Annotated in this window: 14 protein-coding genes and 2 pseudogenes; 1 reads left to right on the top strand and 15 read right to left on the bottom strand. The window is 47.3% G+C overall.

What is annotated here, in order from left to right; all coding sequences use genetic code 11:
- Window positions 1-18: 18 nt before the first annotated feature.
- The 6 genes from Len3610_RS13015 to Len3610_RS21060 all read right to left on the bottom strand — a co-directional run bounded on the left by Len3610_RS13015 (window position 19) and on the right by Len3610_RS21060 (window position 7,011).
- The gene (locus tag Len3610_RS13015; RefSeq protein ID WP_176448330.1) at window positions 19-2,886 is read right to left on the bottom strand and encodes a glycoside hydrolase family 3 N-terminal domain-containing protein; all 2,868 of its coding nucleotides are present in this window, start codon (window positions 2,884-2,886) and stop codon (window positions 19-21) included.
- Window positions 2,887-2,988: 102 nt separating this feature from the next.
- Window positions 2,989-3,576 carry a CalY family protein gene (locus Len3610_RS13020; RefSeq protein WP_176448332.1) on the bottom strand — a complete coding sequence of 196 codons (588 nt, stop codon included), beginning with the start codon at window positions 3,574-3,576 and terminating at the stop codon, window positions 2,989-2,991.
- Between the two features lie 94 nt (window positions 3,577-3,670).
- Entirely contained in the window at window positions 3,671-4,231 is a 561-nt protein-coding gene (gene sipW, locus Len3610_RS13025; RefSeq protein WP_176448333.1) for a signal peptidase I SipW, read from the bottom strand.
- Window positions 4,203-4,814: a SipW-dependent-type signal peptide-containing protein gene (locus Len3610_RS13030; RefSeq protein ID WP_176448334.1), complete on the bottom strand. Its 612-nt coding sequence runs from the start codon at window positions 4,812-4,814 to the stop codon at window positions 4,203-4,205. The genes sipW and Len3610_RS13030 overlap by 29 nt, the downstream gene beginning before the upstream one ends.
- Window positions 4,815-4,994: 180 nt before the next feature.
- Complete coding sequence (locus Len3610_RS13035; protein WP_255259607.1) at window positions 4,995-6,431, bottom strand: glycoside hydrolase family 3 protein; 1,437 nt, start codon at window positions 6,429-6,431, stop codon at window positions 4,995-4,997.
- Between the two features lie 31 nt (window positions 6,432-6,462).
- Window positions 6,463-7,011: a glycoside hydrolase family 3 N-terminal domain-containing protein gene (locus Len3610_RS21060; protein WP_255259608.1), complete on the bottom strand. Its 549-nt coding sequence runs from the start codon at window positions 7,009-7,011 to the stop codon at window positions 6,463-6,465.
- Between the two features lie 456 nt (window positions 7,012-7,467).
- Between Len3610_RS21060 and Len3610_RS13040 the strand changes: the two genes are divergently transcribed.
- Window positions 7,468-8,106 (top strand): Uma2 family endonuclease, encoded by a 639-nt coding sequence (locus Len3610_RS13040; protein ID WP_176448335.1) that lies wholly within the window; start codon window positions 7,468-7,470, stop codon window positions 8,104-8,106.
- Between the two features lie 134 nt (window positions 8,107-8,240).
- Here the strand turns inward: Len3610_RS13040 and Len3610_RS13045 are convergent, their stop codons facing one another.
- The 9 genes and pseudogenes from Len3610_RS13045 to Len3610_RS21870 form a co-directional block, all read right to left on the bottom strand.
- Entirely contained in the window at window positions 8,241-8,633 is a 393-nt protein-coding gene (locus Len3610_RS13045; protein ID WP_255259609.1) for a hypothetical protein, read from the bottom strand.
- Between the two features lie 58 nt (window positions 8,634-8,691).
- Window positions 8,692-10,431, bottom strand: coding sequence for an L-lactate permease (locus tag Len3610_RS13050; protein WP_176448336.1), 1,740 nt, complete (start codon window positions 10,429-10,431; stop codon window positions 8,692-8,694).
- 278 nt (window positions 10,432-10,709) lie between these two features.
- Window positions 10,710-11,102 (bottom strand): annotated as a pseudogene (locus Len3610_RS21065) (fumarylacetoacetate hydrolase family protein).
- Window positions 11,060-11,482 carry an Rv2993c-like domain-containing protein gene (locus Len3610_RS21070; protein WP_255259610.1) on the bottom strand — a complete coding sequence of 141 codons (423 nt, stop codon included), beginning with the start codon at window positions 11,480-11,482 and terminating at the stop codon, window positions 11,060-11,062. Before Len3610_RS21070 ends, Len3610_RS21065 begins: the two are co-directional and overlap by 43 nt.
- Before the next feature lie 71 nt (window positions 11,483-11,553).
- A pseudogene (locus Len3610_RS21865) lies at window positions 11,554-12,955 on the bottom strand (FAD-linked oxidase C-terminal domain-containing protein).
- Window positions 12,956-13,254: 299 nt separating this feature from the next.
- Window positions 13,255-13,503 (bottom strand): heterodisulfide reductase-related iron-sulfur binding cluster, encoded by a 249-nt coding sequence (locus Len3610_RS21085; protein WP_255259613.1) that lies wholly within the window; start codon window positions 13,501-13,503, stop codon window positions 13,255-13,257.
- Window positions 13,504-13,983: 480 nt separating this feature from the next.
- Window positions 13,984-14,622, bottom strand: coding sequence for a (Fe-S)-binding protein (locus tag Len3610_RS21090; protein WP_255259614.1), 639 nt, complete (start codon window positions 14,620-14,622; stop codon window positions 13,984-13,986).
- Between the two features lies 1 nt (window position 14,623).
- On the bottom strand, window positions 14,624-15,514 hold the full coding sequence (locus Len3610_RS13070; RefSeq protein WP_369693577.1) for an FAD-binding oxidoreductase: 891 nt from the start codon (window positions 15,512-15,514) through the stop codon (window positions 14,624-14,626).
- A 16-nt stretch (window positions 15,515-15,530) separates the two neighbouring features.
- Window positions 15,531-15,941 (bottom strand): FAD-binding oxidoreductase, encoded by a 411-nt coding sequence (locus Len3610_RS21870; protein ID WP_369693578.1) that lies wholly within the window; start codon window positions 15,939-15,941, stop codon window positions 15,531-15,533.
- Window positions 15,942-16,039: the final 98 nt, after the last annotated feature.

The raw sequence follows: 16,039 nt of genomic DNA on the forward strand, positions 1-16,039 counted from the left end.
CGAACGGCTGCCTGTATCTTAATTTGCTGTAGGCTCTGTCTCTTGTTCTTGTTCAGTGGCAATATCAGAGATTGCCGAATCCATCAATTCGCCGACCATTTGAATTTTTTCAGGACTTATCTTATCAATCGTGTCTTCAGGTGTGTGATACCATGGCTCTAAAGAAGCTGTTCCGGGCTCTCTCCAGATAAAGTTTGCTGCATCGATACCTGCTTCATGGAAAGCCTCGTGATCGGAAGCCCCTCTTTCGTAAAGGAAAAGGGTATCATTGTCTAATCGATCGGCAGCTACCTCGGCATATTGCCATACCGTATTGGGCTGTCCATCAACAACATTTACATAAAGTTGTGTCGCCGGGTCCCAATTCGTTCCAACCATATCCATGTTAAAGTTGCCGACACTTCTATTAATCTCATTATCTGACAATTGGCTGACATAGTGATGAGCACCTACCAAACCAATTTCTTCAGCGCCAAAAGCAACGAAACGAATTTCTTTGTCCGCTGGCACATCCTCCAGCACTTTGGCCAGTTCAAGAAGCGTCGCGGCTCCCGATCCATTATCGTTTGCCCCAGGAGATTCAGGTACACTGTCATAGTGTGCCGTGACATACACAATTTCAGGGTCCTCAACACCCTCGGCTTCTTTCACTGCAATGACGTTTTGCGATTGCTTATTATCCTGAATATCAAATGTTTGGGTGGAAACATCATACCCGAGCGTTTCAAATTCATCTTGTATATACGCTGCCGCTTCCTGCTCTCCCTCTTCTCCAGCGACACGCGGTCCAATGTCTACACTTAAATGCTCAAGATGGGCCATTGCCCGTTCTGAATCAAAAGCGAATGCTTCCCACTTCTCAATGAGCGCATCGCCCTGCGACTGAAGCACATCATAGGCGCTGGCAGAAATCAGCTCATTCTCCAGTTGGTGATCAAGCAAATCATTAAAGCCTTGCATATGCTTAACGACTTTTTCATCTGCTTCCTGATCTTCATAGTGGCTGACAGCGGTCAAATGCTGATTCAGGGCACGCGGAGCTGTATCACTGGCAAACGCTCCGTCGTCTTCCAGCTGATCGACAGTCGCCATGATGTCTTCGGCGCTTTCAGGCGGTGCGACGTCATAATCTTCTCCATGGCCAAATTCATAATGACCATCAATGGTGACCGGAAGCTTTCCACCAGGTGACGCACCATAAATCACATCAACGGCAGCTTCCCACGAAACCGGTACGGCCGACCCCCATCTTTCAATCGCATACGTTGCGATGTGCGCGTCCACATCTGGATATTCCCCGATATCATATGGAAGGCCTAATGATACAGACGCCACTGGGGTATCTGTATCCCCGAGAGCACTTACCAACTGGCTCTGCCCATCAGCGAGTTCACCGGCAGAGAACGTTGAAACGATGATTCGATCTGCTTGTTCTGCTTGCTGGGCCGCTTCATCAATCTCGCTGTCGGAAGGGTCCTCGGACGTGATAAAGGTTTCGACATCGCCATTTGTTTTCGCCTGAACGGCATCAGCGATATCCTCCATATAATAGGTGCCGTCGTATATTTCCGGACCAACGACTAACGTTGATTCATCGGATGCAGCATCAAACGGAAGGATATCATCATTTTTTACTAGCGTCATAGAATCCTGCGCCATGCTTCCGGCCAATTCTTTATGGGATTCCGTATTCACGACATCTGTCGCCTCATCCGGGTCAACATAGCGGTCATCAAAAAGCCCGTATCGCACTTTGGTTGATAAAATACGCTCGACAGATTCATCAACACGCTCCTCTGAAAGTTCACCAGATTCATAGGCTTCCAGCAGCGCATCAAATGTTTCTTTCTGTTCATCGAGCGTTCCGGTCGCCATGACAATATCAGCGCCTGCCTGGATCGTCATTACAGCTGCTTCACCCGCGCCCCAATTGTCTTTGATCGCTTGCATCGACATGGCATCTGTTACGATAAGCCCGTTAAAGCCCATCTCTTCACGAAGCAATCCGGTCAAAACATCTTCTGACAAAGTGGCCGGAAGCTCCGGATCAATCGCTTCAATGATGACGTGTGAGGTCATAATCGACTCGGCGCCTGCATCAATGGCAGCTTGAAACGGCGGCAGATGAACTTCTTCAAGCGTTTCCCGGTCATAAGTGACGGTTGGAAGATCATAGTGTGAGTCTTCACTCGTATCACCATGTCCCGGAAAATGTTTTGGTGTCGATAACACGCCGTTTTCCTGATGCCCTTCAACTTGCGCAACCGTCATGTCGGAAACAAGCTCTGTGTTCTCACCAAATGACCGGACGCCAATTACCGGGTTGTTCGGGTTGGTGTTCACATCAGCAAGCGGCGAATAATTCCAGTTAAAGCCTGTCGCTTTCATCTCTTCTGCCGTGACGCTTGCCATTTCCTCAGCTGCTTCTAAATCCCTTGTCGCAGCAATCCCCATCTGCCGCGGAAATGCAGTCGCATCAGTCACATGCTGATTCACACCATACTCCAAGTCAGCTGTTGAAAATAATGGAATATTCATCTCCGTTTCCGATGCCCATTCCTGGAGCTGATTATTGTATTCAGCCGTGGTCTCAGCATCACGATTTCCGTAAATAATCACGGAACCCGCTTTGTAGTCCTGAATCAGCTCTCGTGTGTCTTCATTTGGCATATCCTGCTCGTTATCGTGGGTGGATGGCATGACGAGCTGACCGATTTTTTCTTCAGGCGTCATTTGGCTCGTCATCTGCTGAACCATTTGCTGATTCTGATCAGCCTGGACGTCACTTTGCTGGCTCAATGATGATGGTGTGAGAGCCGAGACTTGTGTTGGAAGGAGAAGAACGAACACTGACAGGTAACTTAACAACCGGACAAATTTCTTCATTTCACTCTCTCCTCTCATTATGATTTTTTCGTTTACGGAATGAAAAAAGCTGGCCATAATGGACGTTCATCATTTATGGCACAGCTCTCGTCAAATCAAGTATTAGCCTTCCTCACCTTCTGTTTGCTGGGCATTAAAGGTCCACTGCAGTTCTAAAGAGTCGCCCTGGAATTGGTTTTGATCTTCACCGTTGTCGGCGAAGGAAAATTCAACAACGAGATCATCACTCGTACCGGATTCAAGCCCGTCCTCACCAAGCGCCGGAATGAATACCTCTTCATTAACGGCTTCTGGTGTCATGTCTTGCAGCTCAGCCAATGTTGTTTCATAAATCACTTCATTCAGCTGATCCGCATTGTATAAAAACGTCACCTCTATATGATTTCCAAAGTCATCCGTGTTGTCACCTTCAGCATCTATCACGGAATAGTTTGTTTCCAGGAGCACCTGATTAATATCCAGTGATCCGTTATTTTGCAGTTCAAAATCGCGGGTCATGGATTCGCCTGGCTGGATATTTTCTACATCAATTACCTCTGTCGGCTCAACAGCCAAGTCAAGCGTTCCCGCCGCAAACGTGTTGTTCGTCGTCTCGCTGTCACTGAAATATGCGTAGGTTCCTCCTCCAACCAGCGATAAACCGAGTGCTGCAGACATCACACCCATACCTAATTGTTTTTTAATCCCCATATTGAATGCCTCCTTAAAATTTTTTCTCCCTGAGTTAAAGGGTATATTTGAATGCCGCATAGAATGGGTATCTATGAACATCGCAAACCAATGATTATTCTTTCGCCGCTTCCTTATTTTTCGAACCGTCAACTTGCTTCAGCGCTCGCCAAATGCTAATTGCCGAGTAACCGATGAGAAAAATACCGGGCAGGATAAGCAGCAGTGCAGCGCCCTCTGCCGTATTGGCAAAATTCATCACATAACCGACATACGGTATCGTGAGCCCTGTGTATTTTCCAACGATATTTTCAGCAAGGACCGCCTCTGAATCAGCTTCTTCGTTGTTGTCACCTTTCGTCATGTATTGCTCACCGTCTTGCATCACCTCATCAACTCGGTGGGTAATGAGCATGTCATCCGATGATCGGTAAGTGATTACATCGCCTTCTTCAAAACGTGTCATATCCCCATCCAGTTCAATCGATATAATAGATCCGGTCTGTATCTCAGGTTCCATCGACCCGGATAAAACCGTTTTCAATTGATAACCGAAAAGATCAGCTTCCCCTCCCGATGCTCTGAGAGAAATTACCATAAAAACGGTTACAATCAGCAGACTGAATAATAGAAACGTTGTCAGGTGATTAATCATTTTCAGGATTTTTTTCATCATCCTGGTTATCACTCCGATCCGCATCCGGCTTTGATTCGTCTGATGCGTTGTCGTCATCGGCCGCGGAAGTTTCTGATTGGTCGTTATTGGACTCTTCTTCTGGTTCCTCATTGCCTGGTTTTGACGAAGGTTCAGACTTCTCGTCCTCTCCGGATTGGTTGTCATCCCCTTCACCATTCGAATCGGACTCATCAGGTGATGTAGCGTCATTATGCTCATCTGCCTGCGTGTCCTGCTTGGCCGGCTCACCATCTGTATTTGCCTGCTGGTCCTCCTGTGACTGCTCCTCAGATGTTTGAGAACGTCCAGGCTTGTCCTGCTCACGATTTGCGTTTTCTTGCTTGTCCGCCTGTTCATCACGCGTGGCGTTGTCCGATTCCGCTGCATCTTCTTCATCAAAATCATCGGCAGCTGAAATGGTTCCATCAGCACCTTCATCATCGCTAAAGTAAGCAGTCGTTGGTGATGTCAGTAAAAAGGCGACACAAAACAGTAAGTAAGCCGCTGCGGCGATTCTAAACATGCCATTTGCATAGCTTTTTTGCAAAATTTGATTTGGTTTGGTTGAACGATGACGTTTCATGCTATAAACACCTTCCTAAGAAAAACTCAGGCCTAGCCTCGTCTCTTCAGTGATCAGAGGCCGGAAGTCAGATTGGGCGAAATCGGCGAATCAGCCGATTTCAATCGTAAAAAATATCCTCTGAAATGATAGAATTTTTAACTTTTAAAGAAGTCGATTGATATCGAATTGAAAATCTATCTATGACCATTTCTCAATTAACCGGTCCGTTTCCGTCATCAGGTAGTTATGTGCCTTGGATGACATCATTTCATTAGCCAATTGATGATCGAGCAGTTGTTTGAAGCTTTCCATATGCTTGATCACTTTTTCGGCTGATTCACTTTCCTCAAAATGGCTCACGGCCGTTAAATGTCTGATGATGGAACGAGCCTGGCTTTCCTCGATCTCGCCCTCATCTATAAAGTTTTCAGTGAGGGTTGTCATACCATCAGCGCTGTTTGGTGTGTCAATATAATCTAAGCCGTGGCCGTATTCATATAAATCCGGCAGAGTAACCGGGAGCTTTCCGAATGGATTGACATCGCCGGCCATGACGTTGGACAGCGCGTTAACCGACACATCCTGAAAGCCGTATGTTGCCAGATAACCATCGACTTCCGGAAAAGCCATCAGATCGTAAGGATTCCGGATAGCTGCGACAATCACCGGTTTGTCAGTTGCCTCAAGTTCACCCACCAACTGTTGCTGCGCCTCATTTGTGTTAGCGGTATAGGTCGTCACAATGACTTTATCCGCTTCTTCCGCGTTCGCGACAGCTTCATCAATTTGTCCATCACTCGGACTCGTATCTGTTGCCAAACTGCTCGCTTCCACTGTTTTGTTATTTAATTGATCAGAAAGCAAGCCGGGTTTCGCTGATGATGGGCCGGTAATGAACACATCCTCGGAACTTTCAAGCGGCAATACGTCATTTTCATTCTTTACAAGCGTAATGCTTCTGTTGGCAATTTCGTCAGCCGTTTGCAAATGCTCGTCCGTCCCGATATTTTCGATTGCGTCCGGGTCAGTGTGCGGATCATCAAAGAGCCCTTTATCCTTTTTGGCTTCCAAAATGCGGTAGACTGATTCATCCACTCGTTCCTCACTAATTTCGCCGGTTTCGACCGCTTCCATCATGCTGTCATACGCCAATTCAACATTCGGCGGATTCAGTAAAATATCGTTTCCGGCTTTAAACGCCTCAACGGCCACACGATCCTCTGGTACAACATTGGCGCCGGACATGCCGAGACTGTCCGTGATAATCAAACCGTCAAAACCCATCTCCTCACGCAATAAATCGGTCAGGATCGGTTTCGAAAGCGTTGCCGGAAGCCCGGAATCATCGAGAGCCGGTACAACAATATGCGCCGTCATAATCGAATCAATGCCCGCATCAATCGCTTTTTTAAAAGGTTTCAAATCCACTTCATGCAATGTCTCCAGGTCATGATTGATAATCGGCAGCCCGTAATGGGAATCGACATCCGTATCACCGTGGCCCGGAAAATGTTTCGCTGATGCGATCACATTTTCTTCCTGGTAGGCATTGACTTGAGCAACTCCCAGATCCGACACCAAATCAGGATTTTCACCGAAAGAACGAACACCAATCACCGGATTCTCAGGATTCACATTGACATCGTCACACAGGGCAAAATTATATTTAATACCGAGGCTCTTTACTCCTCACCCAGAATACCGGCTGATCAGCTGCCATCTCCTCGGAACGTGTCGCCCCGAGCGCCATATTCCCCGGAAAAACAGTCCCCGGACTTGTCACCCGCTGCACAATTCCGCCTTCCTGATCAGTTGAGATAAAGAGAGGAATTTCAGAACGCTGATCCATCGCTATATCCTGCAACCCGTTTGAAAGTGCATTCACTTGTTCGGTATCAACAGGCATCCCGATATTATCGGTCCAGTTAAAATAAATCACACCACCAACATGGTAATTTTCGATAACTTCTTTAAAATTTTTACCACCACGGTCATTATCTAAATTTGTCTGCTCATAGTCCGGATCAGTCGGTGTCTTGCCATAAACATGGACGACAAATAACTGCCCGATTTTTTCCTCTAACGTCATGTCATTCATTTTATTCCGGACAAAATCGTTTTTCCCATCCTCACTGTCAGCAAATGTATAAACCGGGAAGATAAGGGCCAAAACCAACAGCATCGACAAGGCCGACAACAAATGACGATTTTTCATGGTAACGCCTCCAAATAGACAGATTTACCGTAAGAACAGCGAGACATCCGGTACATGTTGCCTCCTTTCTTATTTAACTGGATTCGGGTAAATAAATAGAAATGTTTAATCATGGGGTGTCAGAAATTTCCTGGATAGAAAAGTGGAGCTTGACCATCATTAAAATAATGATCGAATGTTGTTATATAAAGACTACCAAGTAAAAATCTGTCAGTCTATACAACTTTAGTTTTGTTATTTCAAATTTTCTGTATTTTGGGCATCTTTTTTCCTAGTACTTTTTTCGTTTTTTATCGAAATAATGAAGTTTGACCAAAAAAAACCTGATCGTGTCGATGGAGGGGGGGTCTGTCCCCCATCACTCTAACGCGTTAAAGCGGTGGGGGACAGACCCTCTATCTGGCACGGGGCGGACCTCCTGTGGTATACTATCATAAACGAATGGGAGGTACGGTGATGCGTGATAAAAAGGAGAGTAAAAATAAGGACGCTTATACTGAACTCATAAACGAAAACAACCTCACCTATGATGATTATGCTTCAATTGATGACGGCTACCGCTATGAACTCGTTGACGGGCAATTGGAATTGATGAGCCCGGCGCCGTCTGTTACACATCAGATGATCAGCTTTCAAATGCAGAAGGAAATAGGAAAAAGCTGTGAATCAGACTATATTATTTTATATGCTCCTGTTGATGTCATATTAGCTGATAATGAAGTGAGGCAGCCGGATCTTGTATTGATTCACCGCAAGCGTTTGGATATTTTAAGCAATCGCGGTGTAATCGGGCCTCCAGACCTTGTTGTTGAGATTCTTTCACCGTCCACATTAAAACGGGATAAAATTGATAAACTAAACACGTATGCCAATTTCCGCATCCCCGAATATTGGATAATCGAACCTAAGGCAGGCATTTTAGAGCAGTATTCCCTGCACGATGAACAGTACAGGCTTATTGATGTGTTCCAGGAAAACGCGCATGTAACCTCTCCCCACATCCCGTGTATATCTTTCACCATGGCTCAAATAATGGAACGTATTCCTATTATTTGGATTAGCGGGGGTCTGTCCCCCATCACTCTAACACGTTAAAGCGGTGAGGGACAGACCCCCTATTCGTAATGGATATAATTTCAGCTAAATATTTTTTCACTTCTTTTTTCAAAATAACACCAGCTTTAATATGTGCCATTTGTTCAGTAAGTAAGGCTAATGAAACAGTAAATTTAATAGTTCAATTGACGCAGGTACAAGAGAATTTCGTTTCCATTCAATCTTTTCAAATTATATTTGCGGATCTTGCTGTCAATTTTCTTTTGCTGCTTACTTCCTTTGCTGAAAAAATTAATAATATGAAAAAATGTTCCTCCCCAAATGCCTGCCCAACCGCGGAATCCTAACTGGAATGCCATTTCTTCTGTTTCCGTAATCGGCAATTGCGTGTTTTCCTCGAACTCTCTTTTATAGTCTTCGTGGATTATAATATAATCTGCTTTGTTCGTTAACGCAGAAAGCAAATCTTCAGCGTCGCAGGCAACAAAACAATCATCCAGCTGTTTATATTCCAAAGAATTCACTCTCCTTTCAATGAAAAGAATAGGTTGAAATTTACGAATCAAACATTTTCCTCCCCTTGTTTTCAGATAGAAGGGGACAGACCCCCTATCAGACCCCTATTCAAGCAATATTCTTCCTGTCCAGGGCGGCCAGACGCTTTTTGTTTGTTGCGATGAAGTAAATGGCAATGCCCCAGATGATGACGGCTAAAATCGACCCGATGTTGAAAATGCCTTTGTCGGCTGTCCACATGATCGAATAGCCGATTGAACCAGCCAAGAGCGCGTAATACAAAAATGGAATCAGCGTCTTCCTTATGACGTGGCCTTCCTTGCCGACGAGGCCAACGACAGCCGATGCGGCAACAACGTTATGCACACAGATCATATTACCTGCTGCACCGCCGACTGCCTGCAGGGCGACCATCCATGTTGGATCACCGCCGATATTTTCACCGACCCCGTACTGGAAGAAGGAAAACATCATGTTGCTGATTGTGTTACTGCCGGCCACAAATGCACCAAGACCCCCGATAAATGTTGCAAAGATTGGATACAGCTCGCCGCCCAAATTCGCAGCAGCTTCTGCCAGAACGAGCGGCATTTCCTGATAGCCTGCCGCGCCGCCATCCGTGTTCAGAAAGACTTGCACCATTGGCACCGTAAAGACCAGTGCTGTGCTGGCTGCAATCATATTTTTAGCTGAATCCCTCCATGCAGTGGCAAATTCACTTGGTTTCATACGATGCATAAAGTACGTTATGACAGCAACAACGATGAAAATAAATCCTGGTGAATAAAGAATTTCCCATTCAGCTGTGATTTCCGTTCCAAAGAGATTCGGAATCCGGATGATGGCAGCCTGCATCCATTCACCAAGCGGGGTCAATCTTGAGATAATCAGCAGAAGCGCAATCAGCACATAAGGTGACCATGCGCGCCACATGCCAATTTTTCCGGCATTGACATCATTTTGCTTCAATTCTACTTTGCCATTCCAGAGCGGATCCCAGCGTTCTTTTGGCTCGAAATCCCACTCTTCCCCTTCTTTTGGCATAAGAAAGCCTTTTTTCGCTGCTGGGACAACAACGGCAAGACCAATCAAGCCGCCGAACATGGCCGGGAATTCCGGTCCCATCGCATAGGCAACCACCAGATGCGGGATCGTCATGGCGAGCGCGGCGAAAATAGCAAACTTCCAAACCTGAAGCCCTTCACTAAACGATTTGTTTTTCCCAAAAAAGCGTGTCAGAAGTGCAACCAGAAACAATGGTACTAAAATACCTGCCAGCGTGTGGAGCAGCGCAACTTTCCCGGCAATACCGAAAACAAAACTTGAAACATCCGTTATCTGACTCAGTGGTTCAACACCATTGCCCACGCCGACAACAAGCGGTGTTCCGACCGCACCATATGAGACAGGTGTACTCTGAATGACCATCCCGGAAACAACCGCTGCCATTGCCGGAAAACCAAGTCCTACCATCAGCGGCACGGCGACAGCTGCCGGTGTTCCAAATCCTGCAGTCCCTTCAATAAACGAACCGAAAAGCCATGCAATGATAATGACCTGAATGCGGCGATCCGGCGTGATGTCCGTAAAGCCGCGTCGAATCGTGTGAAGTCCGCCGCTTTCCTGCAGCGTGTTCAACAGCAGGATCGCACCGAAAATAATGAATAAAAGCGTCACAGCAACGACCAGACCATTGACAGAAGCAGCAGCGACCTTCGGGAATGAGACTTCCCAGACAAAAAGTGCTAACACAATAGCTACAATGTAGGAAATCGGCATGGCTTTACTTGCAGGCCATTTAAAGCCCACCAGAAATACAGCAACAGCAATGATTCGGAAGCAAAGCAAGAAAGCTAAGGTCCAGTTCCCAGGTGATTCCTCCCTTTTTAAATTTTTTCTGTTTTCAGATATTTTTTCGTTTACTATTAGAAGCAGGTTTAAGATGTGAGGACTGTGTGACAAGCTTATTGTGCAAAACAGCAACATATTTCGACGCGGCGCCCAATGCTTGTGCACACATGTCCCTTTTTTAAAAGTAATCGTCTATCTGAAAACAGCTTTCATGAATAATATGGTAAACGGCATTCTGATATCTGATCGCTGACTGGCAGGTGCAGATAGCCATATTACCGTGAACGCACACGCACCTTTTGCACAACAGGATTATGAAGTTCTCCGATGCCGTTAATGCTGCAAATAATGTTATCGCCGTCTTTCATCATGACGGCGCCAAGCGGACTCCCGGTTAAAATGACATCACCCGGTTCCAGTGTTGACCAGATAAATAAGCCGATATCTGTCGCATTGAGACAATCATGTTCGTCGGCTCCTGTTTCTCTCGCCATTCAAGCTGGCTTTAAACCGCTACCATGTCAGGATCAAGGCTCGGTCTCGATACAGGGGCCAAGTGGTGTGAACGTGTCAAATGACTTGCCGACCATCCAATGGCCATCCTCATGAAAATATTGCGGCGCTGTCACGTCATTGGCCACGGTATAGCCGAAAATATAATCAAGCACCTCATCCTCAGCAACGTTTTGCGCCGTTTTCCCAATAACAACTGCGAGCTCTGATCAAACTTCACCTCGCTGATCCCCTCTGGAATGATAATAGGCTCGCCACTGCCAATCACTGACGACACCGGTTTGTAAAAGAATACCGGTAATTCAGGCGGCTTTTCCGGCAAGTCTTCCGGTCCCGCCACGTAGTTTGCACCAATGCCAACCACATGCCTCGGGGAAATCGGTTTCAAACTTTCGACATCAGCAGGCTGATAGATCGTCCCGGTTTCTTGCCAATCGGTAAACATATCCCCTTCAATTTGTTTGATACCGCTATCAGTTACAATCCCCTGTAAAATCGTTTGTTCGTGTTTCGGTTTGAATTGTGTAAACTTCACGCTATCGCCTCCTTTGTTAGGGGTCTGTCCCCCACCACTCTAACGCGTTAAAGTGCTGAGGGACAGGCCCCCTACCCAATGGTTTCTTTTTTCTCCTCGTGTTTCACCTCAACGCAGCGGGCAGGTTCAGGAAAAAGCTTCCCTGGATTCAGCAGATTATCCGGATTGAAAACGTTCCGGACATCTGTTTGTGCTGCCATTTCCTCATCACTGAAAATAAAATGCATTTCGTCTGATTTTTCGATGCCGACACCGTGTTCGCCGGTGATTGAACCGCCCACATCAGCGCACACTTGCAAACATTCCGATCCTGCTTTGGACGCCCGCTCACTTTCGCCATCGATGCTCGCATCAAACAGGATCAGCGGGTGCAGGTTGCCGTCGCCCGCGTGAAAAATGTTCGCAATCCGCAAATCGTATTTTTTGCTGATGTCACTGATCTGTGACAACACTTCAGGCAGACGCGTCCTTGGAATCACACCGTCCTGGACGAGGTAATCCGGCGAAATCGCGCCCATCGCACCGAAGCCCATTTTGCGGTTGGCCCACCACATACTGCGCTCAGCCTCATCTAGCCACTTCACGTCACGCCACGCGTTGTTCTGCATACGGTTAAAATCTCATCATCTGATCGTCATGCCCGGCCGCAATCCCATCCACTTCAATCAGGAGAAATGCTGCAATATCTTGCGGATGCCCGACCGGATAGGCCGAAGCTTCGACACCTTCAATCGCAATGTCATCCATCATTTCCAGCGCAGCCGGGATGATACCTGTTGCGATAATATCCGAAACCGCCTGACTGGCATGATCAATGTCGTCAAAATAAGCGAGTGCTGTTTTCTTGCCTTCAGGATTTTTCAAAACGTTGACCGTAATTTTCGTGACGATGCCAAGTGTTCCCTCTGACCCGGTTAGAAGACCGAGCAAATCATAGCCGGGCTGATCCGGGACAGCACTTTTGCCGATCTCGATGACCTCACCGCGCGGCAAAACCACTTCGAGTGCCAGGATATGGTTGGTCGTGACACCATATTTCAGACAATGTGCACCGCCGAATTTTCCGCAACGTTGCCGCCGATGTAACAGGCCACTGACTGGAAAGGATCCGGCGCATAATAGTAGCCTTTACCGGCAATTGAACTGGGACAGCTCAAGTTAATATAGCCGTTCGACAACGGCTATGCGGTTTTCCAGATCAAGGTCCAAGCAGCCGTTTCATACGTACGAGGCTGAATGATCACTTCACGCCCATTGGTGTTGCGCCCGCCGCTCAGGCCTGTGCCTGCGCCGCGTGCCGATATATGGTACTTCCCAGTGCGTTTCAACGATTTGACGACCTCTGAAACATGCTGTGTGTTCCTCACAAACACCACTGCCCTTGGCACTCTTTCCAGTGTGTAGCCATCACAAATCGTAGGCCAGGAGATCTGCTTTCAAATAGAGTACGTTTTCTTCTCCGGCAATATCGATTACTGCTGTTTGGACAGCATCCGTTTTTGTTTGGTTTGCTTTTTCCGAAACATAATTTCACCTGCTTTCTGTTTGATGCATTTATGGCGCCTGTCACAACTTCACCCATTTGATGGGATGAAATTGTCCTGACGCGCCGATGCCTGTCAAAAATTATTTATTGAAGGCTTCAGACTTGCCCTTCACCACATTAACGCTTTACCGTGGTGGGGGACAGACCCTCTTCGTGTGCTTTCTGCTTATCTTTTTCGTATGCCCGTCAAGGAGCTAATGAACGATTTTTTCTCCGTCCGTATTTTTCACACCCATGGCAATCTGCGCAGCATACAGCCTGGGTTGCCCATTGAAATCATGTCAACATTGTCCGGTACGTCATCAATCTTACGGTCAAGCAGCTTGCCTGCCATCTCAGGATGTGTCAGGTTATAAATCCCCGCACTCCCGCAGCAGCGGTCCGCATCAGGCAGGTCAACCATCTCAACGCCCGGAATGTCCTTCAGAATTTGGCGCGGCTCTTCCCGGATGCCCTTGCCCGTGGCCAGTGACATGCATCATGATTAAGTCACGGTTGTATCACTTCGGAACAGGACGTTTGAAATCAATATCGTTCAGGAATTTCGTAACATCCTCGATTTTTTCGGAAAATTCTTTCGCAAACGGTTGCATCTCTGGATCGTTCCGGAACAGCTCATCATATCCTGGAGCGCACAGCCCGCAGCCTGCAGATTGAGGAGAATCTTATCGTATTCCATGAATGCCTGGATGTTTCTGTTTGGCGAGCGCTTTGCCCGGTATCCCGCTCACCTGCGTGCACATGAAGCGCCCGCAGCAGCCCCTGATCAGGCGGTAGTGCAAACTTCGTATCCATTATGTGTGAGGACGCGGATGGTCGATTCGTTCACATCATTGAACATTTCATCCATCATACAACCCGTGAGCAATAGCGGACACGCTCTTGTCTCGCCCTTCGCCGTCACAACATCCGATACCCTGCCCAGAAACCGGCTTCGCTTTTGGCATGGCTCCAATCATTTTAAATGGTCCGGCAAGACGTTGAGTGCCCCTGTTTTCCTGGCCGCTTTTTGCAGGCCGCTCTTCTGGTAAAAGCGCATCAAACCGCCAAGCGTATTCATCCGCTTCTGGTTCGGGAGCACTTTATTCAAAACGGTCTTCTTAAACGTGCCGGTAACACCTGATTCCGGCATCGCCTGATTGATTTGTCCGCGTGCCTCCTCAATCAGTCCGCCAACCTGAACATTTGCAGGACAGGCTGTTTCACAGGCACGGCAATCAAGGCAGCCGAAGACGGGATCGGAAAACGCTTCATCAATAGTGATTTTGCCTTCTGCCACCGATTTGATTAAGTAAACACGTCCCCGTGGAGAATGCTGTTCTTCACCTGTCTCCTGGTAGGTCGGACATGCCTCGAGACACAAGCCGCAATGAACGCAATCAGCCCATTTTGTCGCATCAGGTATATCATCCCAAAGGTAGTTTCCGAGCGTGTTTGTTTGACAGGGCGGCTCGGTTTTATCTGTCTGCTGGTCTTCCATAACGGCAGCGGCACTGGTTTGATTCGTACTTTCTGTTTGGCCATCACCTGTTACCGCAGCAGTTTCAAGATGATGTCGCTTGCCTCTCAGCAAATCCGCTAAACCCATGCTCATCTTAAATACCTCCTACAAACCGATGTCGGTTTAGTATTTTCTTCGGATCATTCGCTTGCTTAATCCCTTCCAGTAACGGAAAATAATCAGGCTTCCCGCCCCACACGTCAGCATGTTCCCTTAGTGTGAACGGCATGTGTGTGCAAACCGCATAGCCATGATTCTTTTCCACCTCTGACCTGAGTGCTTTGGTGTAACCGATGATGTCCTCCGTGAACCCGTTCATATAGACCCTCGAGATCCCATGTCCGGCACCGCCATGTGCTTTGATTGATACATGATGTGCTTCCGCGAGCTCTTCCGCTTTTTTTAAGGTGGCCGGGACATCAGAAGGCTGGCTGCCGATTTTCAAAGCAGCTTGGGTTTTGGCGTCGTCTGCTTCATCGGTGTGGCCGTTCGGGCTCAACCAGCGGAATTTATCCCACCATTCGCGTGCTTCACCTTCATGCAGGACCATCTGCTCGACCCCTGTTGGCAGATACTCTGTCACCCACGCTTCCTGCTGTCTGACGGCTTTTTCCCGGTCTTCAAAAGCAATTGCGAGTGTATAAAGGCGTTTTCCAGTCATCATGTCAGAAGTTTCCGGTGTCAAAACTTCAAGTGAGACCGGCTCCATCATCGAGTCCATGATTTCTTTGGCAAACGTGTGGATGTCTTCTTCACGTCCATCCGGAAAATGCAAAAGTGACAGCCCTTCATACTTCGGCAACGGCCGTAATTTTAGCGTGATTTCACTGAAGATGCCCAGTGTGCCCATCGCGCCGATGAAAAGTTTATTCATGTCATAGCCGGCAACGTTTTTGACCACCTTGCCGCCCGTTCGGATCACCCGCCCATCCGCATAAACAATCCGTGTGCCGATGACGTGATCTCTTGCCGACCCGTAAAGCAATCGTTTGGAACCGCTGTCATTTGCAGCAATCGCGCCCCCCGATCGTTGCCAGTTCCGGCCACGATGGATCCAGCGCCAGGCATTGCCCGTTTTCTGCCAGTTTATCGGATATCTCTTTTATGGTTGTTCCAGGTCTGACAGTCAGCGTCAAGTCCCCAACCGAATGCTCCACAATGCCTCTGTATTTTGCGAGCGATAGTAAAATGTCCGCTTCTTTCATTGTGCCGCCATACCCGCGTTTCGTACCGCCCGATATGATATTAACGGTCATATCATGTTTGTTCGCGTAAGCCAGCACATTCGAAATATCTTCCTCGGAATGGGCTTCAATTATTTCGCGTCCGCCATTACCAAGCGGATGGTCTTTTTTCTCATTCGGTTTAATCTGATCTTTCGGTACAACCGTATCGATAGCTGTTGATATCATATAAGAACTCCCGCCCCCTTTTTGTCACTTTTTGTTATATAACAACCCAGAGAAAAAATTGACTTTGTCTTAAGTTAATCAGTGTCATACAACAAAGT

Source organism: Lentibacillus sp. CBA3610, assembly GCF_013373365.1.
In the GTDB taxonomy this organism is placed as follows: Bacteria; Bacillota; Bacilli; order Bacillales; family Amphibacillaceae; genus Lentibacillus.

Coding starts and splice junctions, on each gene's coding strand:
- Len3610_RS13015 (WP_176448330.1), bottom strand. CDS start 2,886: ATGAAGAAATTTGTCCGGTTGTTAAGTTACCTGTCAGTGTTCGTTCTT.
- Len3610_RS13020 (WP_176448332.1), bottom strand. CDS start 3,576: ATGGGGATTAAAAAACAATTAGGTATGGGTGTGATGTCTGCAGCACTC.
- sipW (WP_176448333.1), bottom strand. CDS start 4,231: ATGATGAAAAAAATCCTGAAAATGATTAATCACCTGACAACGTTTCTA.
- Len3610_RS13030 (WP_176448334.1), bottom strand. CDS start 4,814: ATGAAACGTCATCGTTCAACCAAACCAAATCAAATTTTGCAAAAAAGC.
- Len3610_RS21060 (WP_255259608.1), bottom strand. CDS start 7,011: ATGAAAAATCGTCATTTGTTGTCGGCCTTGTCGATGCTGTTGGTTTTG.
- Len3610_RS13040 (WP_176448335.1), top strand. CDS start 7,468: ATGCGTGATAAAAAGGAGAGTAAAAATAAGGACGCTTATACTGAACTC.
- Len3610_RS21085 (WP_255259613.1), bottom strand. CDS start 13,503: ATGTCACTGGCCACGGGCAAGGGCATCCGGGAAGAGCCGCGCCAAATT.
- Len3610_RS21090 (WP_255259614.1), bottom strand. CDS start 14,622: ATGAGCATGGGTTTAGCGGATTTGCTGAGAGGCAAGCGACATCATCTT.
- Len3610_RS21870 (WP_369693578.1), bottom strand. CDS start 15,941: ATGATATCAACAGCTATCGATACGGTTGTACCGAAAGATCAGATTAAA.